The organism is Salidesulfovibrio brasiliensis JCM 12178, from assembly GCF_001311825.1.
Classification (GTDB): domain Bacteria; phylum Desulfobacterota; class Desulfovibrionia; order Desulfovibrionales; family Desulfovibrionaceae; genus Pseudodesulfovibrio; species Pseudodesulfovibrio brasiliensis.
The window spans coordinates 115,569-134,494 of sequence record NZ_BBCB01000001.1 but is presented as its reverse complement, the minus strand read 5'-3'; the positions used below and the strand labels follow the sequence as shown (position 1 = coordinate 134,494).

At 59.1% G+C, this 18,926-nt stretch carries 19 protein-coding genes and 1 pseudogene; 18 read left to right on the top strand and 2 right to left on the bottom strand.

The window, feature by feature from the left end; genetic code table 11:
- The first annotated feature begins 34 nt into the window (after nt 1-34).
- The 6 genes and pseudogenes from gcvT to proC all read left to right on the top strand — a co-directional run bounded on the left by gcvT (nt 35) and on the right by proC (nt 5,302).
- Complete coding sequence (gene gcvT, locus JCM12178_RS00730) at nt 35-1,120, top strand: glycine cleavage system aminomethyltransferase GcvT (protein WP_083465660.1); 1,086 nt, start codon at nt 35-37, stop codon at nt 1,118-1,120.
- A gap of 143 nt (nt 1,121-1,263) precedes the next feature.
- Nucleotides 1,264-2,211: an ABC transporter substrate-binding protein gene (locus JCM12178_RS00725; protein ID WP_054648071.1), complete on the top strand. Its 948-nt coding sequence runs from the start codon at nt 1,264-1,266 to the stop codon at nt 2,209-2,211.
- A gap of 96 nt (nt 2,212-2,307) precedes the next feature.
- Nucleotides 2,308-3,207, top strand: a complete 900-nt coding sequence (locus tag JCM12178_RS00720) for an ABC transporter permease (protein ID WP_054648070.1) — start codon at nt 2,308-2,310, stop codon at nt 3,205-3,207.
- A gap of 5 nt (nt 3,208-3,212) precedes the next feature.
- Nucleotides 3,213-4,007 carry an ABC transporter ATP-binding protein gene (locus JCM12178_RS00715; protein ID WP_054648156.1) on the top strand — a complete coding sequence of 265 codons (795 nt, stop codon included), beginning with the start codon at nt 3,213-3,215 and terminating at the stop codon, nt 4,005-4,007.
- 75 nt (nt 4,008-4,082) lie between these two features.
- Nucleotides 4,083-4,505: a nucleoside-diphosphate kinase gene (gene ndk / locus JCM12178_RS00710; RefSeq protein WP_054648069.1), complete on the top strand. Its 423-nt coding sequence runs from the start codon at nt 4,083-4,085 to the stop codon at nt 4,503-4,505.
- Nucleotides 4,506-5,302, top strand: a pseudogene (gene proC, locus JCM12178_RS00705) (pyrroline-5-carboxylate reductase).
- Nucleotides 5,303-5,336: 34 nt separating this feature from the next.
- On the opposite strand, the gene JCM12178_RS00700 reads toward proC, so the two are convergent.
- Complete coding sequence (locus tag JCM12178_RS00700) at nt 5,337-6,620, bottom strand: MFS transporter (RefSeq protein WP_054648068.1); 1,284 nt, start codon at nt 6,618-6,620, stop codon at nt 5,337-5,339.
- A 238-nt stretch (nt 6,621-6,858) separates the two neighbouring features.
- Here JCM12178_RS00700 and ileS point away from each other — a divergent pair, with 238 nt between their 5' ends.
- The 9 genes from ileS to JCM12178_RS00655 are packed head-to-tail and all read left to right on the top strand — an operon-like array spanning nt 6,859 to nt 13,841.
- Complete coding sequence (gene ileS / locus JCM12178_RS00695) at nt 6,859-9,669, top strand: isoleucine--tRNA ligase (protein WP_054648067.1); 2,811 nt, start codon at nt 6,859-6,861, stop codon at nt 9,667-9,669.
- A gap of 10 nt (nt 9,670-9,679) precedes the next feature.
- Nucleotides 9,680-10,171 carry a signal peptidase II gene (lspA, locus tag JCM12178_RS00690; RefSeq protein ID WP_054648066.1) on the top strand — a complete coding sequence of 164 codons (492 nt, stop codon included), beginning with the start codon at nt 9,680-9,682 and terminating at the stop codon, nt 10,169-10,171.
- Nucleotides 10,152-10,532 carry a prolipoprotein diacylglyceryl transferase gene (locus JCM12178_RS20155; RefSeq protein ID WP_054648065.1) on the top strand — a complete coding sequence of 127 codons (381 nt, stop codon included), beginning with the start codon at nt 10,152-10,154 and terminating at the stop codon, nt 10,530-10,532. Before lspA ends, JCM12178_RS20155 begins: the two co-directional genes overlap by 20 nt.
- On the top strand, nt 10,460-10,909 hold the full coding sequence (locus tag JCM12178_RS20150) for a prolipoprotein diacylglyceryl transferase (protein ID WP_250635924.1): 450 nt from the start codon (nt 10,460-10,462) through the stop codon (nt 10,907-10,909). The genes JCM12178_RS20155 and JCM12178_RS20150 overlap by 73 nt, the downstream gene beginning before the upstream one ends.
- The gene (locus JCM12178_RS00675) at nt 10,902-11,129 is read left to right on the top strand and encodes a PLD nuclease N-terminal domain-containing protein (protein WP_054648063.1); all 228 of its coding nucleotides are present in this window, start codon (nt 10,902-10,904) and stop codon (nt 11,127-11,129) included. The genes JCM12178_RS20150 and JCM12178_RS00675 overlap by 8 nt, the downstream gene beginning before the upstream one ends.
- Nucleotides 11,126-12,061, top strand: a complete 936-nt coding sequence (locus JCM12178_RS00670; RefSeq protein WP_054648062.1) for a tetratricopeptide repeat protein — start codon at nt 11,126-11,128, stop codon at nt 12,059-12,061. The genes JCM12178_RS00675 and JCM12178_RS00670 overlap by 4 nt, the downstream gene beginning before the upstream one ends.
- A gap of 54 nt (nt 12,062-12,115) precedes the next feature.
- Nucleotides 12,116-12,556 carry an NIL domain-containing protein gene (locus tag JCM12178_RS00665; RefSeq protein ID WP_054648061.1) on the top strand — a complete coding sequence of 147 codons (441 nt, stop codon included), beginning with the start codon at nt 12,116-12,118 and terminating at the stop codon, nt 12,554-12,556.
- Nucleotides 12,557-12,572: 16 nt separating this feature from the next.
- Nucleotides 12,573-13,082, top strand: coding sequence for a PilZ domain-containing protein (locus JCM12178_RS00660; RefSeq protein WP_054648060.1), 510 nt, complete (start codon nt 12,573-12,575; stop codon nt 13,080-13,082).
- Between the two features lie 24 nt (nt 13,083-13,106).
- Nucleotides 13,107-13,841, top strand: coding sequence for a protein phosphatase CheZ (locus JCM12178_RS00655; RefSeq protein ID WP_054648059.1), 735 nt, complete (start codon nt 13,107-13,109; stop codon nt 13,839-13,841).
- A gap of 71 nt (nt 13,842-13,912) precedes the next feature.
- Here the strand turns inward: JCM12178_RS00655 and mgtE are convergent, their stop codons facing one another.
- Nucleotides 13,913-15,253: a magnesium transporter gene (gene mgtE / locus JCM12178_RS00650; RefSeq protein ID WP_054648058.1), complete on the bottom strand. Its 1,341-nt coding sequence runs from the start codon at nt 15,251-15,253 to the stop codon at nt 13,913-13,915.
- A gap of 200 nt (nt 15,254-15,453) precedes the next feature.
- On the opposite strand from mgtE, the gene nadC reads away from it, so the two are divergent.
- From nadC to nadB, 3 genes are read left to right on the top strand one after another with little or no spacing between them, the layout of a single operon-like run.
- The gene (nadC, locus tag JCM12178_RS00645; protein WP_054648057.1) at nt 15,454-16,275 is read left to right on the top strand and encodes a carboxylating nicotinate-nucleotide diphosphorylase; all 822 of its coding nucleotides are present in this window, start codon (nt 15,454-15,456) and stop codon (nt 16,273-16,275) included.
- Nucleotides 16,276-16,284: 9 nt separating this feature from the next.
- Nucleotides 16,285-17,325, top strand: a complete 1,041-nt coding sequence (gene nadA / locus JCM12178_RS00640; protein ID WP_054648056.1) for a quinolinate synthase NadA — start codon at nt 16,285-16,287, stop codon at nt 17,323-17,325.
- A 10-nt stretch (nt 17,326-17,335) separates the two neighbouring features.
- Complete coding sequence (gene nadB, locus JCM12178_RS00635; protein ID WP_054648055.1) at nt 17,336-18,925, top strand: L-aspartate oxidase; 1,590 nt, start codon at nt 17,336-17,338, stop codon at nt 18,923-18,925.
- Nucleotide 18,926 lies beyond the last annotated feature (1 nt).

Below are 18,926 nucleotides of genomic sequence, written 5' to 3'. Positions count from 1 at the left end.
CGTCGCCGCTTCCGTCTCAAGGAGGACTATTCCAGTGGAAAACCTGAACGTCACCCCGCTGACGCAGTGGCACCGCGACAACGGTGCCAAAATGGCTCCCTTTGCCGGATTCGACATGCCCGTTCAATACAAGGGCATCATGGTTGAACACAAACACACCCGCGAAACCTGCGGAATCTTCGACATCTGCCACATGGGCGAGTTCCGCCTTGCCGGTGACGGTGCCAAGGACGCCCTGAACAAGGTTGTCACGCACGACCTCAACACCCTCGCCCCGGGCAAGTGCCGCTACGGTTTTCTGCTCAACGACAAGGGCGGCATCCTGGACGACCTCATCGTCTACTGCCTCGGCGAAGACGCCTATATGCTCGTGGTCAACGGCTCCTGCCGTCAGGGAGACTACGACTGGATTCAGTCGCACCTTCCCGAAGGCCTCGATCTCTGCGACGTTTCCGACGTTACCGCCAAGATAGACGTGCAGGGTCCCGAAAGTCTCGCCGTTGTTCAGGACGCCCTCGACGTGGACTGCAAGCACATAAAATATTTCAACTTCGACCAGATTGAATGGGATGGTGATCCCATGATCGTCAGCCGCACCGGCTATACGGGCGAACTCGGGTACGAGTTGTATCTGCCTGCGGAAAAGGCGCTCAAACTTTGGGAAAAGCTGGCTGCCGACGATCGGGCCATGCCCGTCGGCCTTGGCGCGCGCGACACCCTGCGGCTTGAGATCGGCTATCCGCTCTACGGGCAGGACCTCGATACGGAGCATACTCCCGAAGAGGCCGGAGCCGGATTCTTCCTGAAAAAGGAATCCGAATATGTCGGCAAGTCCGGTCTCGGCACTGTCCGCGAAAGCCTGATTCCGCTGACCATCGAAGGACGCCGCACTGCGCGGCATCACGACATGGTCTGCCTGCCTTCCGGCGAGGAGGTCGGCGTGGTGACGAGCGGTTCCTTCGCCCCGAGCCTCGGACACTGCGTGGCACTTGCTTACGTCAAGCCCGAAGCGGCGGAACAGACTGATTTTGTCATCAAAACCGCCCGTGCGGAGCTTCCGGCTAAAAAGGGATCGCTCCCCTTCTACGCCGAAGGCACGGCCCGCATGAAGGTCGAATAGAAGAACGATACGACAAAAATACGGACGCTCCCCGGAGCGTCCGTTTTTCGGTCAGGGACAGGGAGCACGTTCAAGGACTTGACTTTGTTTGCGGCATCGTGTCCTCATCATACGGGCAATCAATTCTATTTCAGGAGAGAATAATGAAACGTATCATCATGGCCATGTGTCTGGTGCTGCTCTTCGCGGCCGCAGCCGCTGCGCAGGACACCAAGGTCGTCTCCATCACGCAGATCGTCGAGCACCCCTCGCTCGACGCCATGCGCGAAGGGTTCAAGGACAGGCTCACCGAGCTCGGCATCAAGGCCGAATTCAAGGAGCACATCGCACAGGGCAACCCGGCCACCAGCGTACAGATCGCCAACCAGATCATGGGTGAACAGCCCGATCTGATTCTGGCCATCACCACCCCCTCGGCTCAGCATGTGGTCCAGAAAATCAAGGACCGCCCCATCGTCTTCACCGGCGTGACCGATCCCGTGGGCGCGGGCATCGTTGCCCATCTGGACAAGCCGGGCGCCAATGTGACCGGCATGACCGACATGAGCCCCATGCACAAACACCTTGAGCTGGTGCGCGAGTTCGTGCCGGACATGAAGTCCCTCGGCGTCATCTACAATGCTGGCGAGCCTAACTCCGTCACGCTCATCAACCTGCTGAAGCAGTTCGCGGAAAAGGAAGGCATCGCAGTGGAAGAGGCGACCATCGCCAACTCTTCCGGCGTGTATCAGGCCGCCAAGAGCCTCGTGGGACGCGCCGACGCCATCTACATTCCGCTGGACAACACCGTGATTTCCGCACTGGAATCCGCCATCAAGGTCTGTCGCCAGAATCAGCTCCCGCTGTTCACCGGCGACACCGACTCCGTGGAGCGCGGTTCGGTCGCGGCGCTGGCCATCGACTATCGTCAGATGGGCATCCAGACCGCAGACATCGCCGCCCGCATCCTGAAAGAAGGTACCGACCCGGCCACCATGCCGGTGGAGACCATCAAAAAGCTCCAGCTGTACGTGAACGTGAAGGCCGCCGAATCCATGGGCCTTGACGTTCCGGCCTCGGCGCTGGAACGTGCGGACAAGGTGATCAAGTAACCCGGCGTTGCGAAATCATCCCAATAAGTATACAAGGCGCGTTGTCGGACGCGCCTTTTCTTTTGGGCCGTCGAGTATTCAACAGGAAACGCACGAATGACCACATACGCCTTGTTCGGCGCGATGGAACAGGGATTTGCCTTCGGCCTCATGGTGCTGGGGGTCTATCTGACCTTTCGCGTCCTCGACTTTCCCGATCTCACCGTTGACGGCAGCCTTCCGCTGGGTGCCGCGGTTTCGGCCGTGGCCATCTCCGGGGGCCATTCGCCCGCCCTTGCCGCGCTCATGGCTGGCGGCGCGGGATTTCTTGCCGGAATGGTGACGGGCATCCTCAATACCAAGCTGAAAATACTGCACCTTCTCGCGTCCATCCTGACCATGATCGCGCTCTATTCCATCAACCTGCGCATCATGGGCAAGCCGAACATGACCCTTCTGGGAGCGGACACCGTCGTGGACCAGTTTCAGGCCTTCACCGGGCTGCCCATGGTCCACTCCACGCCGATTCTTTTCGGCGTGATTTCATTGGTGGTCGTGGCCCTGCTCATCTGGTTCCTGCATACCGAAATCGGCCTCTGCGTGCTCGCTACCGGCGACAACCCGCGCATGATAACCAGTCAGGGTGTGAACACGGACACGGTCATCATCTTCGGCGTGGGACTCTCCAACGCCCTCGTCGCGGTGTCCGGCGCGCTCGTGGCCCAGAACCAGGGGGCCGCAGACGTGAACATGGGGGTCGGCACCATCATCGCCGGGCTGGCCTCGGTCATCATCGGCGAGACAGTCTTCGGCAACAAGACCATCGGGCGCGCGCTCATCGCTGCGGTTCTCGGCTCTGTGCTCTACCGCGTAGCCATCGCCCTCGCACTCGGCCTCAAGCTCGGCGCGTTCTCCATAACGCCCAGCGACCTCAATCTCATTACGGCCATCCTCGTAGTCATCGCACTCACCGCGCCCAAAATGAAAGCCAAGTTTCTTGCCGGGAGGTCGTCGTGAGCACCATGCTGAATGTTACCGGGGCGACCAAGATTTTCAACAAGGGCGGCGTGAACGAAGTCACGGCCCTCAGCGGCGTCGACCTTGCCGTGCGTGAAGGCGACTTCATCACCGTCATCGGCTCCAACGGGGCCGGGAAGTCCACGTTTCTCAACGCCGTGGCCGGGTGTTTCCGCCTCAATTCCGGAACCGTGGAGCTTGACGGCGAGAACGTCACCGGCTGGCCGGAATATCGCCGGGCCGCAAAGGTGGGTCGCGTGTTTCAGGACCCGCTCATGGGCACCTGCGCCGGGGCCACCATCGAGCAGAATCTGGCCATCGCGCTGAAGCGCGGTCAGCGTCGCGGCCTCTCGTTCGGGGTCAAACGCAAGGACCGGGACTATTTCCGCGAACGCCTCGCCACGCTGCATCTCGGGCTTGAGAACCGGCTGGGCACTGCCACGGGGCTGCTCTCGGGCGGCCAGCGGCAGGCACTGACCATGCTCATGGCAACGCTGGTGCGCCCCCGGCTGCTCCTGCTTGACGAACACACCGCAGCGCTGGACCCGAAGACCGCGGGCATGATTCTGGACCGGACAGAGGAACTCGTCACCGGCCAGCGGCTGACGACGCTCATGGTCACGCACAACATGCAGCAGGCCATCAGCCTCGGAAACAGGCTTATAATGTTCCATCGGGGCGAAATCGTTCTCGACATTGACGGGGACGAGAAGCGCGGCCTTGAGGTGGACGATCTTTTACAGCGCTTTGCCAAGCTTCGCGGCGGTGATGGGGTTACCGACCGTATGCTGCTCGGCTAGCGTCCGCAAAGGCTCCAGTGGCAATAATCCGCCGTTGGATATACAAGGGAAAACACAACATCGGAGGCAAATGCAATGACCGTTGAAACCACTCTTTCCATCATCAAGCCGGATGCCGTTGAAGCCGGCAACATCGGTGGCATTCTGAAAATGATCACCGACTCCGGCCTGAAGATCAAGGCCATGAAGATGATCCAGCTCAGCCAGAAAGAAGCCGAAGGCTTCTACGCCGTTCACAAGGAACGCCCCTTCTTTGGCGAACTGGTCGAATTCATGACCTCCGGCCCGGTGGTCGTATCCATCCTCGAAGGTGAAAACGCCATCAGCCGCTACCGCGAGCTCATGGGCGCCACCAACCCGGAACAGGCCGAGGAAGGCACCATCCGCAAGGCGTACGCCACCAACATCCAGAACAACGCCGTCCACGGTTCCGATGCTCCGGAAACCGCAAAAGTGGAAACGGCCTACTTCTTCAGCAGCATCGAACAGGTGAACTAAATGAAAAAAATCGGTTTCATAGGCGTAGGAAACATGGGTTCGGCCATCATTCGCGGTCTGGCAGTGCGTGATGACATCGAGATTCACGGCACAGACCTGAACACGGAGATGATCGCCACCCTCGAAGAAGAATGCGGCCTCAAGGGGCAGCCGGACGCCAAGCGCTTGCCGAAGCGTGCGACTTCATCGTCCTTGCCGTGAAGCCGCAGCATGCCGAGTCCGTGATGGGAGGCATCGCCCCGGTCCTTACCGGCGACAAGTGCCTTGTCTCCATCTGTGCCGGGCTCACCGTCGAGACACTCAAGGGCTGGAGCGGCAAGGCCCCGGTCATCAGGATCATGCCCAACACCCCCGCCATGGTGGGCGAAGGCGTGTTCGCCATCTGTCTTGACGACGCCGACCTCACCGAGGACATGAAAGCCTTCATCCCCGATGCCTTTGACGGCCTCGGACTGGTGAAGATCATGGCCGAGAAGCAGTTCGACGCCTTTACGGCGGTCATCGGCTCCGGCCCAGCCTACGTGTTCTACTTCATGGAAGCGCTCATGGAAGCGGGCGTCAATCTCGGCCTGACACGTCAGGAATCCACCGAGATGGTCGAAGCCCTGTTCAGCGGCTCGGCCAAACTCGCCAAGGAGTCCGACTACCACGTCAGCCAACTCCGTGAAATGGTCAGCTCTCCGGCCGGGACCACCATCCGCGCCCTGCTGCACATGGACCGCATGGCCACACGAGGCAACATCGTGGACGCCGTGACCGAGTCCTACGAACGCAGCATCGAACTCGGCAAAAAGTAAAAAGAAAGGGGAGCTTCGGCTCCCCTTTTTCTTTCTATGCCTTCTCGGGCGACACCTCTGCGTGCCGCTGCCCTCTTCTTTCAAGCATCACCCGAAACAGCGGCACAATGGCCAGCGCTCCGAGGATTCCGGAGAGGATCAAAACGCTGGTAAAGCCAAGCGAATCCGCGATGGCACCTGCACCAAGCGCGGCAAGAACGCTGCCGATGGCGGTGGTGGCGTTGAACATGCCGATGGCGCTGCCTTCCTCAAAGGTCGCAAGTTCCGCGACATATGCTGTCCCCGCAACAATCGCGGGCGACCATGCGATGGGTGTGAGCAGGAAGAAAACCGGGGCAAGCCAGACGCTTTGCGCGCTTTCAGTGACCGCGAGAACCGCCATGCCCGCCACCGAAATGATGACCATCAGGTATGACAGCAACACGACGGGGCCATTGCCGATCTTTCGGCCCAGCGCCCCGGATGGTGCGTAGGCAAAGATGCCGATGAACGCCCCTGCCGCATAGTAAAGCGATGAGGCGAACGCGCCGATGCCGTACGTTTGCTTCATGAGCAGCGGATACAGATTGAAAATCAGCCACATGGAGAGCATGGACAGAAACCAGCTGAAGATGAAGGTGCCATATTGGGACTTGAGCCTCGTCAGCACATGCAGGAACCGTTCGAGGGAACCGAGCCTGTGATGGATGTGCGGAACGGGCTGCCGGGGTGCGGAGCCGCCCCGGGCTTTGTCCTCGCTGGTTGAGGGCGTGCGATCCGAGTCCTTGGGCAGGCCGATGCGGCCCAGCCACCAACCCGGAATCATGAGCAGGCCTGAGACGAGCATCCCGATGGCCGGTGAAGCCTGAAGCGCGGCGGCCAGGCCGAGGCCGAGCGCCTGCCCTGCCCCGTAAAAAGTCTGCAGCCAGCCGATGCGGTCATCCCATTCCCCTTTCGGCTTGAACTCCACGATGAACATGGCCGCCACCGTGTTGCACGCGGCCGCGCCCATGCCCTGCATGAAGCACAAAATCATCCAGAAAGCCAGATTGGACGTGGTTCCGAACAGGGCAAGACAAAGGGCAAGCACTGCGTAGCCGAAGGTCCAGACCGCCCGCAGTTTCCCTGTCCGGTCAGCAACGCCGCCAAGAAGCGGCGAGAGAAGCTGGCCCGCGTAAAAGGCGGCCACGACAACCCCTGCCGCAGCGTTTCCGGCAGCGTTGCCCACAATGACGGGAATCAGGATGGGGGCGATGCCGAGGACTACCGCGCCCTGAAAGGCGTACCCGAGGTACCACTGCTCGGTATTCTTGTTGAAAATGAATTCCTTGGGATTCACGGCGGCTCCTGAAAAGGTTGGCGTTGGCAGATCGGATTATCCCACGTTGCCCTCCCTGCGTAGCATAAACTCCCCCCGGATGAAAAACGCCGATTGCAACTGTCCTGCATCGCCTCTGTGCGGCAGGTCGTGGGCTTTCGGCCCTTGACTTCCGGCCCCCCATGCACCATTCTAACCGCTCTTTTTTCGGAACCGACAGTAAACATAAGAAATATACGTCCCCGGAGGATCGGCAACCATGAGTGATTACAAGAAAACTCTTCTCCTGCCCAAGACCAAGTTCCCCATGAAGGCCAACCTGAAGCAGCGTGAACCAGAAACGCTGAAGATGTGGGAAAAGATTGATGCGTACGGGCAGATGATCAGCGCCGAAAGCGACGGCGAATACTGCCTGCATGACGGTCCTCCTTATGCCAACGGTCACATTCACATGGGCACGGCCCTGAACAAGGTCCTCAAGGACATCGTGGTCAAGTCCCGCAACATGCAGGGCCAGAAGGCACAGTATGTTCCGGGTTGGGACTGTCACGGGCTGCCCATCGAGCACAAGGTCGAGCAGGAGCTCAAGAAGAAGCGCAAGGACCTGCCCACTCAGACCATCCGCAAGATCTGCCGTGAATACGCCACCAAATGGCTCGACGTGCAGCGCAAGGAATTCAAACGTCTCGGCGTGTTCGGCACCTGGGAAGACCCGTACATGACCATGAAGCCCGAGTACGAGGCGGCCACAGCCCGCGAACTCGGCCGGTTCATGGAAAAAGGCGGCGTGGTGCGCGGCAAGAAGCCCATCTACTGGTGCTGCGACTGCCATACCGCGCTGGCCGAGGCCGAAGTCGAGTATGCGGATCACACCTCCCCGTCCATCTTCGTGCGCTTCCCCATGTTCGATGAAAAAGTCAAAGAGATCGCAGGGGTCGATCCGCAGAAGACCTACATCGTCATCTGGACCACCACCCCGTGGACCATCCCGGACAACATGGCCGTGGCCGTGCACCCCGACTTCGACTACGTTTTCGCGGAAGTGGACGGCAACTACTATGTGGTGGCCGAAGGCATGCTTGAAGACGTGGCCAAGCAGGTAGGCTGGGACGCTCCCAAGGTCGTCAAGACCGTCAAAGGCGCCGAGCTTGAAGGGCTCAAACCCAAACACCCCATCTACGACCGCGAATCCCCGGTGGTCATCGCCGACTACGTGACCCTCGAAGCCGGTACCGGCTGCGTGCACACCGCGCCAGGCCACGGTCCGGACGACTTTGTCACCGGCAAACGCTACGGCCTTGAAATCTATTCGCCCATGAACGACCGGGGTGAGTTTCTTCCGGAAGTGGAATTCTTCGCCGGGATGAACGTCTTCGACGCCAACCCCAAAGTCATCGAAAAACTGGAAGAACTCGGCAACCTGCTGGCCTCTTCCAAGATCAGCCACTCCTACCCGCACTGCTGGCGCTGCAAGCAGCCGGTCATCTTCCGGGCCACCACCCAGTGGTTCATCGGAATGGAGGAAAACAGCCTGCGCGACCGCGCGCTCAAGACCATCCGTGAAGACGTGGACTGGATTCCGGCATGGGGCGAAGACCGCATCTACAACATGGTTGCCAATCGCCCGGACTGGTGCATCTCCCGCCAGCGCAACTGGGGCGTACCCATCACCGCGCTCATCTGCAAGGACTGCGACGAAACGTGGTTCGACGCCCAGTGGGTCTACGACCTCTGCGACAAGTTCGCCGAGCATCCCACAGGCTGCGACTACTGGTTCGAGGCCGACATCAACGATCTCGTTCCCGAAGGACTGGCCTGCCCCAAGTGCGGCGGCAATCACTGGAAACGCGAACGCGACATTCTTGACGTCTGGTTCGATTCCGGCACCAGCTTCGCCGCCGTGGTCGAACAGCGTGAAGAGACCACCTTCCCGGCCGACCTTTACCTTGAAGGCTCCGACCAGCACCGTGGCTGGTTCCACAGCTCCCTGCTCGCTTCCATGGGCACCCGCGAAGTACCGCCTTACAAGGCTGTTCTGACCCACGGGTACGTTGTGGACGCCGAAGGCCGCAAGATGTCCAAGTCCATCGGCAACGTCATCGCTCCGCAGGAAATCATCGACAAGTACGGCGCGGAAATCCTTCGCATGTGGGTTTCGGCCTCCAACTATCAGGAAGACGTCCGCATCTCCGACGAGACGCTGGAGCGTCTGGTGGATGCCTACCGCCGCATCCGAAACACCTGCCGCTACCTGCTGTCCAACCTGAACGATTTCGATCCGGCACAGCACGCCGTCTCCGCAGACAAACTGCTCCCGCTGGACCGCTACGCGCTGGACCTCGTGACCCGTAATCACGAAACCATCCAGAATGCCTACAAGAACTATCAGTTCCATAAAGTCTATCACACGCTGCACAACCTCTGCGTCGTGGATCTCTCGTCCTTCTACCTCGATATCCTCAAGGACCGCCTGTATGTCGAGGAGCAGGACGGCATCAAGCGCCGCAGCGCCCAGACCGTGCTCTGGCAGACCCTGATGATGCTTCTGGTCGACATGGCCCCGGTCCTGTCCTTTACCGCCGAAGAAGCGTTCCAGAACCTGCCGGAGGCCATCAAGGCCACCCTCGGCCAGCAGGAAACCGTTTTCGGCCTGCGCTTCACCCCGGAAAAAACCGGAATGGACGACGCCGAGCGCAAAGAATGGGAAAAGCGTGTTGCCGTGAGGCACGAGGTCAACCGTACCATCGAGCCCATGCGCAAGGACAAGGTCATCGGCAAGCCGCTTGATGCCATGGTCACGCTTTACGGCGACGTGGAACCGCTCTTCCGCATCGACAACTTCGACCCCGAAGAGTTTCTCATTGTCTCCAAGCTGGCCTTTGCGCCCGAAGCGCAAGCCCCGGATACTGCGGTGGTCGCCGAGGAAATGAAGGGCCTCAAGATCAAGGCCGAACACGCTCCCGGCGAGAAATGCCTGCGTTGCTGGAGGATTTCAGAAGAGCTGGGCACCGACGCCGAGCATCCTGAGGTCTGCCCGCGCTGCGCATCGGTTCTCCAGACCCTCAAGTAGGGCTTGAACTATGAATCGCTTTACCAAAGCAGGAATATGGGCGGCCATTATGGTCGCCCTTGACCAATGGACCAAATGGCTGGTCATGGAAAAGCTTCCCCTGTGGAGTTGGAAGCGCATCATCCCGGATTTCTTTAATCTCGTGCATGTTCGCAACAAGGGAACCGCGTGGGGCTTTCTGGACCGGGAAGACATCGACTGGCAGGTGCCGCTGTTCATCGCGATCACCGTGGTTGCGCTCATTTTCATCGGTCAGCTTCTTCGCAAGACCGAGGAAGAGGACGGCTGGATGATCGCCGGACTCGGCATGATTGCCGGTGGCGCGATCGGCAACCTCATCGACCGCGTCCGTCTGGGTGAAGTTGTGGACTTCCTTGACTTTTACGTAGGGACATACCACTGGCCCGCGTTCAACATCGCGGACTCCGCCCTGACTGTCGGGGCCGGGGCCGTTATGATTTCCCTCTGGCTGAACAGGAACAATGCATCCGGTACTGATTAGGCTCGGGCCACTCACCCTGCACTGGTACGGAGTGCTTGTCGCGCTGGCGTTTCTGGCCGCCATCTGGTGGGCCATGCGCGAGGCCGACCGCAGGGAACTTGACCGCAACGTCGTGCCCGATCTCGCCTTCTGGGTCGTGGTCGGGGCCATCGGCGGAGCCCGGCTGCTGTATGTGCTTATCGACCTGCCCTACTTTCTGAAGAATCCGCTTCAGATATTTGCCTTCTGGGAAGGCGGGCTCGTCTTTTCGGGCGGTCTGGCACTGGCTCGCTGCTCGGATACTGGAAGATGCGCCGCCAGCCGCGCAAGCTTGAATGGTGCGACGCCATCGCGCCGGGAATCGCGCTGGGACAGGCCGTAGGCAGACTCGGATGCTTCATGGCGGGCTGCTGTTACGGAGCAAAGACCCATGTGCCGTGGGCGGTTATTTTCAGTGATCCCGGGAGCCTTGCCCCCATCGGCGTGCCGCTTCATCCCACGCAGCTGTATCAAAGCGCCGGAGCGTTCATTACGTTTGTGACGCTTGTGTGGTTCGGCCGAAGAGGTGTTGCGCCCGGCAGAGTCGCTGGTCTATACCTGATCATGTTCGGCGTGTTCAGAATCTTTATTGAATACTTCCGGGCCGACTGGCGCGGCGACTTCGGTTTTGCCAGCGTCACGCAGGTCGTTACGGGTTGTTTCCTGCTGCTCGGAGTGTATCTTTTTACAAGAAAAAACAGGAGTTCAGTACATGCTTGAGCGCCTTTCCCAGATTTCGGCCACCCAGTGGGCGCTTGCCGGTCTGGTCATTGTCGCCCTGTTCGCGTTCAGCGCCTGGGCCATTCTCGATGCCTGGAAGCGTGATTTCGAAAGCTCGGGCGAAAAGGTGGGCTGGATTCAGCTCATCATTTTCATTCCGGTTCTCGGAGCTTTGGGGTATGTATTTCTTGGTAGAAAACGAGGAGTTCCCATCCAATGAGACGCCTAGCATCCCTCATCGTCGTCATCGCGCTGGCCACGCCTCTTCTCGGCGGCTGCGCCTCCAAGCAGGAAGTTGAAAGCATTCAGGCCCGCTCCCGTCAGGACAGCGAGGAGCAGCGCCGTTTGATAATGCAGCTTGAACAGGAACTTGCCGAAGCACGTGAGCAACTGCGGCAGGAAATTGAGACAACAAACACTCCGGTGGCGCAGAAAACCGCCGACATATGGGTCGAGCTGAATACGCTTCGCAAGGAATTTGCCACACTCAAGGGCGATGTCGAAGTCATGAAGCTGCGCCTTGATCGCGAAATCGGCGTGGATAACGCCACCACCGCAGCGCTGCCCACGGTGCAGGAACGCCTTGAAGCCATGGAATTCGCCATGGAAAATCAACTCAACATCGAGCTTGAGACCGTGACCGCCATGGAGGAAGCCAAGGCTGTCATGGCTGTTGCTGCCAAGGATACAAACGCCACTGCCGAGGACTCCAACGCCACAGAAGCAGTGGCTGCAGCGGCCGCAACGGCTCCGGCGACAACTCCCAAGAAGGTCTCGGGCGACCCCGCCAAGGACCTCTACGATGCTGCCATGGCCGAATACAAGGCCGGCAAGTTCGAAAAGGCCCGCTCCTACTGGGCCGAATTCACCGACACTTTCAAAAGCCATCCGTACCGGGCCAGCGCGATATTCTGGCAAGGTCAATGCTACTATAAGCTCAAGGACTATGCCCGGGCCGCGCTGCTTTATGACGATGTCATCAAGAAGCACCCCAAGAGCAGCAAGGTTCCGGCCGCCATGCTCAAGCAGGGGTACGCCCTGCTCCGCCTCGGCAAGGAGAAGGCTGGCAACGCAGCCCTCGACCTGCTGGTCAAGAAGTTCCCGGACTCGAACGAAGCCAAGCAGGCCAGAAACTATCTCCAAAAACAGTAGTGACTTGCCCGTCGATGCGGGACATGTCATAAATAACGATACGGTAGGAAATTCATGAGTGAAATCGTCAAGGGATTCAGAAAGATCGTATACCTCACCTTCCCGCCGGAAGAGTCGGGAAGGCCGGTGGTCTCCAACCTCGCCAAGCTGTACGACCTGAGCTTCAACATTCTCAAGGCCGACATCAGCCCGCGTCAGGAAGGCACCATGACGCTCGAGATCACCGGGCTCGAAGAGGACTTTCACAAGGGCATCGCCTACCTCAAGGAGACCGGAATCCGCATCACTCCGGTGGCGCACAAGATATTCCGGGACGAGGACAGCTGCGTTCATTGCGGCATGTGTACCGCCATATGCCCCACCAAGGCCCTTGTCATCAACAAGGCCGACCGGACGGTCGAGTTCGACGTGGAAAAGTGTTCGGCTTGCGGCATGTGCACCCGGGTCTGTCCGGTCAAGGCCATGAGCCTCGACCCGGAGGATACGGCCCGTTAATCTCTGGAGGCACTAGATGAGTCAGGAAAAACGGTCCTATTCGCGCATTGACACACGCCTGAAGGCCCATGCCCGGCGCACGTCGGACGTCAATTCGCCCAAGCTGTTTCGCAGCCAGTCCGCTCCCATGGCGAGCGACCTCAGAAACGCCAAGCTCCCGGAGGATGTCGTCGGCTTTCTTCAGGAAATGGACCGTAAGCTTGACACCATTCTCGGTCTTCTGAGCCGCGATCAGATTCGTGATGATTTCCCGATTGATCTTGAGGTGATAGAGATATCCGGTGCCGGGATGAAGTTCCGTACATCTGAGTCGATCAGCACCAATGACCTGCTTGAAGTTGTCATCGTGCTGGAACGTGCTCCCCTGCGCATGGCCGGGGCCAAGGGCTCGGTTCTGACGCATGATGCAGGCAGCAATATTTACGGGTTTGAATTCCAGAGCATCAGCGACAACGATCTCGAAGCTATTATCCAGTTCGTTTTCGGCAGGCAGAGAGAACAGATTCGCAACGCGAGAAGATCGTAGAATCCAACTGTTAAGGGGATCCATATGACCGGCAATGAAGAAATTATTCGCGAAATGATGGACAAGGTGGCCGTCAGGCTTACCGAGAGCCTGCGCGACTCCATCACCCGATCCGTCGAACAGGAGATCGCCAAGCATCTCTCCACGGCACTTCTGGAGGGCGAGTTCTACCGCCGTGTCAATGACGACCTGCAGGAGGGGCTCAAACAGATTTACAATGAGGTCAAGGCTGCGAAGGGCGGCACCGTCGTCCAGCACATCGAGGCAGACCTCGACCCAGAAGAGATTTTTTCCGAGACCTCGGACCAACTCGACGCAGTGCTGCGCACCACCGAAAAAGCCGCGGTGGATATCATCGACATCGTGGAAAAGCTGCAGGACCTCTCCTCTACGCTTGATACCATTGTCAAAGGCTTCGAGTCCGGCGGCGTCACCAAGGAGAACCGCCAGAAGCTCAAGGAAATCAACAGCACGCTTTCCATGGACCTGAGCCAGATCATGGTCACTCTGAGCTTCCAGGACCTTACTGGCCAGCGCATCAAGATCATCATCAACTCCCTGCGCAAGGTTGAACAGATCGTGCGTGATGTCATGGTTTCTACCGGCCTGATGATCAGAGCCCGCGAGGAAGAGCCTGAAAAGGACATCAATGGGCTGAGGGAAGAAGTTCAGACCAAGGCCAGCACCCTGCAGGGACCGCAGGAAGAAAGCGACCAGGGCAGCGTGGACGACCTGCTCGCCTCTCTCGGCATGGACTGATCGTATCGTTTTATATGTCACGAAAAAGCCCGCCATTTGGCGGGCTTTTTTTATTGCATTTTCCGTAGGTTCTATTGAGTGATAAGCATTATCCCACCGAGCCCGAGCAGGAAAAGGAATCCCATGGAGTCGGTTATGGTGGTCAGGAATATGCTGGAAGCCTGTGCTGGGTCTCGTCCAAGCTCCTTCAACAGAAGCGGGATCGATGCCCCGGCAAGTGCCCCTATCAGCATGTCGAATGCCAGCGAAACACCCATGACCCCGGCAAGGGTCCCGTTGCCCGTGAGGCCGAAAACGGCCAGCAAGACAAATGTGGTGACAATCAGCGAGTTGAGCATGCCGATCTTGATTTCGCGGAAAACCGCCACCCATGAACGCTTGCGGTCAAATTTTTCCAACGCAAGCTGACGGATCATGACCGCAAGGGCCTGCTGGCCGGTGTTGCCCGCCTGGTTGGCGACCATAGGCATGAGAACGGCCAGAACGGCCATCTCCGCGATGTTCCCTTCAAAAAGGTGCACCACCCAGGCCGAAACGCCGGAAAAGAGCATGTTGACGATGAGCCACGGCAGGCGTTTCTTGACAGAGAAGAACACGGGGGAATCCGTGGTCTCGTCCGCACCTGCACCGACCATGGTCTGCATGTCTTCCGATGCCTCGTCGTGAATGATGTCGATGACGTCATCGACGGTGACGACGCCGAGCAGCCGGTTGCCGAAATCGACCACCGGGAGCGCGAGAAAATTGTAGTGCGTGATGAGCCGGGCAACCTCTTCCTTGTCGATGTTGTATCCGACGGAAATAAGGTTCTGGGTCTTGACCAGTTCCTTGAGCTGGCGGCCTCGGCGGGCAAGCAGGAGATCGCGCAGGGAGACCACCCCGGTGAGCCTCTCGCGGTCATCCACAAGGTAGGCATAATACGGGATTTCCTTGTCCTCGACCTCCTCACGCAGCTTGCCGATGGCCTCATCGGCCGTAAGCCGCTGCGGCAGGACCACCACCTCGGTGTTCATGACGCCGCCGGCCGTGTCCGGATCGAAGGTCATGAGCGTCTTGATCTCGGCCCTGTCTTCGGCTTCGAGCTTGCCGAGCAGCTTCTTGCGGTGCGGCTCGTCCAGTTCGCCGAGAAGGTCTGTTGCATCGTCGGGCGACATTTCGCCAACGATGCGTGCAGCCAGTCCGGGTGGAAGATTCTTGATCAGAATCTTGCGATCATGAGCATCCATCTCCGCAATGGACTGTGCCGCGTCCCTGACAGGGAGCTGCTTGATGAACTTGACCTGTTCATCAACGTCAAGTCCTTCGATATGCTCCGCGGCATCGGCCGGGTGCTGATCGTAATCCTGCACATCGTGAAGGTCAGTAGCGTCCTCGGGATGATGCAGATGCGGTATGGTGTGCTTGTCGCTCATCCCGAAAACAATTAGCCCAATTGAAGGTTCAGGTCAAAGAATTCAAGTGATTTATCAGCGACATCTTTGTGAAATATTTCATGAACTCGGCACCCCCTTGACGAAAACGCGACTGTGACATACTTGCTGAAATCCTGACAAAACTTTTGCACGAGAGCCATGAGCAACATATTCGACGATTTTTTCAAGGCCGAAGCCGGATGTTCCTGATAACCGCCATCAAGGTCGCCCTGACCGAAGACGGTGCAGACCTGACATCCTCCGCCCTCTTCAACGAGTCCGATCAGGCCCACGCGCAGATTGTGGCCAAACAGGACACCATCGTGGCCGGGGTTCCCATCATCCCCCTTGTTCTGGAAATGGCCGGGGGCAACTGCAACAGCGTGCTCAATGTCGATGACGGAGACCGCATCTCCGAAGGAACGCTCGTTGCCGCCATTCAGGGCCCTGCCCCGACCGTGCTCAAGGCCGAGCGGGTGATTCTCAATTTCCTGTCACACCTTTCCGGCATCGCGGAGCAGACCAGCAAATACGTCAAGGCGCTGGACGACTGCGAAACCTACCTGCTCGACACCAGAAAGACCGTTCCCGGCCTGCGTTACCCCGAAAAATACGCAGTTCGTGTCGGCGGCGGACAAAATCATCGCATGAACCTGTCTGACATGCTGATGCTGAAGGACAATCACATCGAGCAGGCCGGAAGCATCGGTGAAGCCGTGAGAACGCTCCGCTCCACCCATGATCCCTGCCCGCCGGTGGAAGTCGAATGCCGCACGCTGGACGAGGTCCGCGAGGCTGTTGACGCTCAGGTCGAGCGCATCATGTTCGACAACATGAAGCCCGAGCAGATCACCGAAGCACTCGAGCTGGTCCCCGACTCCATTGAAACGGAAATCAGCGGCGGAATTACGCTCGAAAACATTGGCACCTACGGCAAACTCGGCGCGGACTTCATTTCCGTGGGCCGACTCACCAACTCCGCCCCGGCGTCCGACTTCAGCATGCAATTCATCAATCTTTAGGGACCGGTCATGCAAGACGCAGCCAAGACCATTGAAGACATTCGCAAGGCCATGGGGAGCCGTCTGGCCATCCTCGGCCACCACTACCAGTCCGATGAAGTGCTTGCGCACGTCGACATAACCGGCGACTCGCTTGAGCTCGCCCGGCGCATCGAAGGGCTTGAGGCCGAACACATCGTTTTCTGCGGTGTCTGGTTCATGGCTGAATCTGCCGCGATTCTGCGCCGCAAGGGACAGAAAATCCACATCCCGGCCCCGGACGCCGCCTGTCCGATGGCGGACATGGCCCGGCCCGAAGCGCTCAACGTTGCGCTTGAGAATCTTTCTGCCAGCGGAAAGAAAATCATTCCGCTCACCTATGTGAACTCCTCCGCAGAGATCAAGGCAGTTGTGGGCAGATGGGGCGGCACCGTGTGCACCAGCGCCAATGCCAAGACCATGCTTCGCTGGGCGCGCGAACGCGGTGACGCCGTGCTCTTCCTTCCGGACAAACACCTTGCGGTCAACACCGCAACCGCCATCGGCATCCCGGAAGAAGAACGCCATATTCTTAACCCCGGACTAATCGACGGCGAACCGTCCCTGTACGTTTCAAGCGAAGAAGCCGAAGGCAAGAGCCTGCTGATCTGGCCGGGCTACTGCCCTATCCACGACGAGTTCACCATCAAGAGCCTTGAGACCATCCGCCGGGAAGACCCCGAGGCGCTGGTGGTCGTGCATCCCGAATGCCCGCCCGACGTCACAGAGGCTGCGGATGCCAACGGTTCCACATCTTTTATCATCAATTACGTCAAGAACGCTCCCGAGGGATCGACCATATACGTCGCCACCGAGGCAAACCTTGTGAATCGTCTGGCCGAACGGCACAGGGACGAAAAGACCGTCAAGGTTCTCGAAACCCGCGTATGCGACGACATGGCCAAGACCACCACCGATAAACTGGCCGAACAACTCCTCTCCCTCGACAAGGCGGAACCCGTTGAAGTGGCCGAGGAGATTGCAAAACCGGCCCGCAAGGCGCTTGAGAGGATGCTCAAGGCCTGCGCATAGGGGATATGCCATGCAGGAACGAATCGTCAGCGAAGTACTGGTCATAGGCTCCGGCATAGCCGGATGCGTCTGCGCACTCACTCTTGCCGAGGAAGGTGTGCCGTGTACCATAATCACCGCAGGCGAACGTCTGTCCCACGGGAATACCGAGCTCGCCCAAGGCGGCATCGTATTTGAAGCCGAAGGCGACGCCCCGAGTATTCTTGAGCAAGACATCCTCACCGCCGGGTGGAACCACAACTACGTGAAAGCGGTTCGCCAGCTCTGCGAGCTGGGTCCGGAAATCCTGCAAGAGCTTTTCATCAACAAGCTCAAGATACCCTTCAATCAGCGCAAGCCCGGTGACTGGTACCTCACCAAGGAAGGCGGCCACAGCCTGCCGCGCATTCTCTACTGCGACGACCACACCGGCCGCAACATCATGGAATGCCTTGCAAAGGCCGTCAGCGAGCACCCGAACATCACGGTGCTGACCAAACGCACCGCCATCGATGTCCTGACCACGCACCACCACTCCACGCACATGGATTTCAAGTACAGTCTGGCTAACAGCTGCGTGGGGGCGTATGTCTTTAACGAGGCCAGCGGCGAAGTGGAGACACTGCTTTCCCGCTACACGGTGCTGGCTACGGGTGGCATCGGGCAGGTCTACCTGCACACCACCAACACAGCGAGCTCCATCGGCTCGGGCGTTGCCATGGCGCATCGCGCCGGGGCGAAGCTACTCAACTGCGAGTATGTCCAGTTCCACCCCACCGCCCTGTATGCAGGCAAGCGCGGCGGTCAGCGTTTTCTGGTTTCCGAGGCCGTGCGTGGCGAAGGCGCCGTTCTTGTCGACGGCTGCGGCGACCCCTTCATGCATCGCTACGACGAGCGCGCAGACCTCGCCCCGCGCGACATTGTCACCCGGGCCATCATGGACGTGATGCTCAAGTCCGGCGAGGATTGCGTCTACCTCGATGCCGCAAACAACATCGACAAGGACATCGCCAAGCGGTTCCCAACCATTACGGAACGCTGCAAGGACATGGGCATGGACATCACACGCGAGCCCATCCCCGTGGTTCCTGCGGCCCACTATTTCTGCGGCGGGGTGCTGGCCGACCTGCACGGCAAGACCACCCTGAAACGGCTCTATGCCGTGGGCGAGTGCTCATGCACGGGCGTTCACGGCGCCAATCGCCTCGCGTCCACGTCCCTGCTGGAAGGCCTCGTCTGGGGCGTTCAGTCCGGCCGGGACATCGCCAGCCGCATCAGCCACTCCGAACCAATGTCGAACAAGCTGCGTGATTCCATCCGCGACTGGGTCAGCGCAGGCGATGTCCACAACGACGACCCCGCGCTCATCAATCAGGACTGGGCCACCATCCGCAACACCATGTGGAACTACGTGGGCATATCCCGCAGCACGGCCCGGCTGCACCGAGCCTTCTCCGACCTTCGCATGTTGGCGAAAAACCTTCAGGATTTCTACAAGAACACCCCGCTGACCAAACCGCTCATCGACCTGTTCCACGGCTGCCAGACCGCTTACGTCGTCACCATGTCGGCCATGCGGAACAAGGAATCCAAGGGGTGTCATTTCAGGGCGGACGATTAGA

Excerpts from the sequence above, each read along its gene's own strand:
- JCM12178_RS00720 (WP_054648070.1), top strand. The coding sequence starts at position 2,308 with ATGACCACATACGCCTTGTTCGGCGCGATGGAACAGGGATTTGCCTTC.
- JCM12178_RS00715 (WP_054648156.1), top strand. The coding sequence starts at position 3,213 with ATGCTGAATGTTACCGGGGCGACCAAGATTTTCAACAAGGGCGGCGTG.
- nadA (WP_054648056.1), top strand. The coding sequence starts at position 16,285 with ATGCAAGACGCAGCCAAGACCATTGAAGACATTCGCAAGGCCATGGGG.
- JCM12178_RS00670 (WP_054648062.1), top strand. The coding sequence starts at position 11,126 with ATGAGACGCCTAGCATCCCTCATCGTCGTCATCGCGCTGGCCACGCCT.
- nadC (WP_054648057.1), top strand. The coding sequence starts at position 15,454 with ATGTTCCTGATAACCGCCATCAAGGTCGCCCTGACCGAAGACGGTGCA.
- JCM12178_RS00665 (WP_054648061.1), top strand. The coding sequence starts at position 12,116 with ATGAGTGAAATCGTCAAGGGATTCAGAAAGATCGTATACCTCACCTTC.
- JCM12178_RS20155 (WP_054648065.1), top strand. The coding sequence starts at position 10,152 with ATGCATCCGGTACTGATTAGGCTCGGGCCACTCACCCTGCACTGGTAC.
- mgtE (WP_054648058.1), bottom strand. The coding sequence starts at position 15,253 with ATGAGCGACAAGCACACCATACCGCATCTGCATCATCCCGAGGACGCT.
- JCM12178_RS00660 (WP_054648060.1), top strand. The coding sequence starts at position 12,573 with ATGAGTCAGGAAAAACGGTCCTATTCGCGCATTGACACACGCCTGAAG.
- ileS (WP_054648067.1), top strand. The coding sequence starts at position 6,859 with ATGAGTGATTACAAGAAAACTCTTCTCCTGCCCAAGACCAAGTTCCCC.
- JCM12178_RS00675 (WP_054648063.1), top strand. The coding sequence starts at position 10,902 with ATGCTTGAGCGCCTTTCCCAGATTTCGGCCACCCAGTGGGCGCTTGCC.
- JCM12178_RS00655 (WP_054648059.1), top strand. The coding sequence starts at position 13,107 with ATGACCGGCAATGAAGAAATTATTCGCGAAATGATGGACAAGGTGGCC.
- ndk (WP_054648069.1), top strand. The coding sequence starts at position 4,083 with ATGACCGTTGAAACCACTCTTTCCATCATCAAGCCGGATGCCGTTGAA.
- nadB (WP_054648055.1), top strand. The coding sequence starts at position 17,336 with ATGCAGGAACGAATCGTCAGCGAAGTACTGGTCATAGGCTCCGGCATA.
- JCM12178_RS00725 (WP_054648071.1), top strand. The coding sequence starts at position 1,264 with ATGAAACGTATCATCATGGCCATGTGTCTGGTGCTGCTCTTCGCGGCC.
- lspA (WP_054648066.1), top strand. The coding sequence starts at position 9,680 with ATGAATCGCTTTACCAAAGCAGGAATATGGGCGGCCATTATGGTCGCC.
- JCM12178_RS20150 (WP_250635924.1), top strand. The coding sequence starts at position 10,460 with ATGCGCCGCCAGCCGCGCAAGCTTGAATGGTGCGACGCCATCGCGCCG.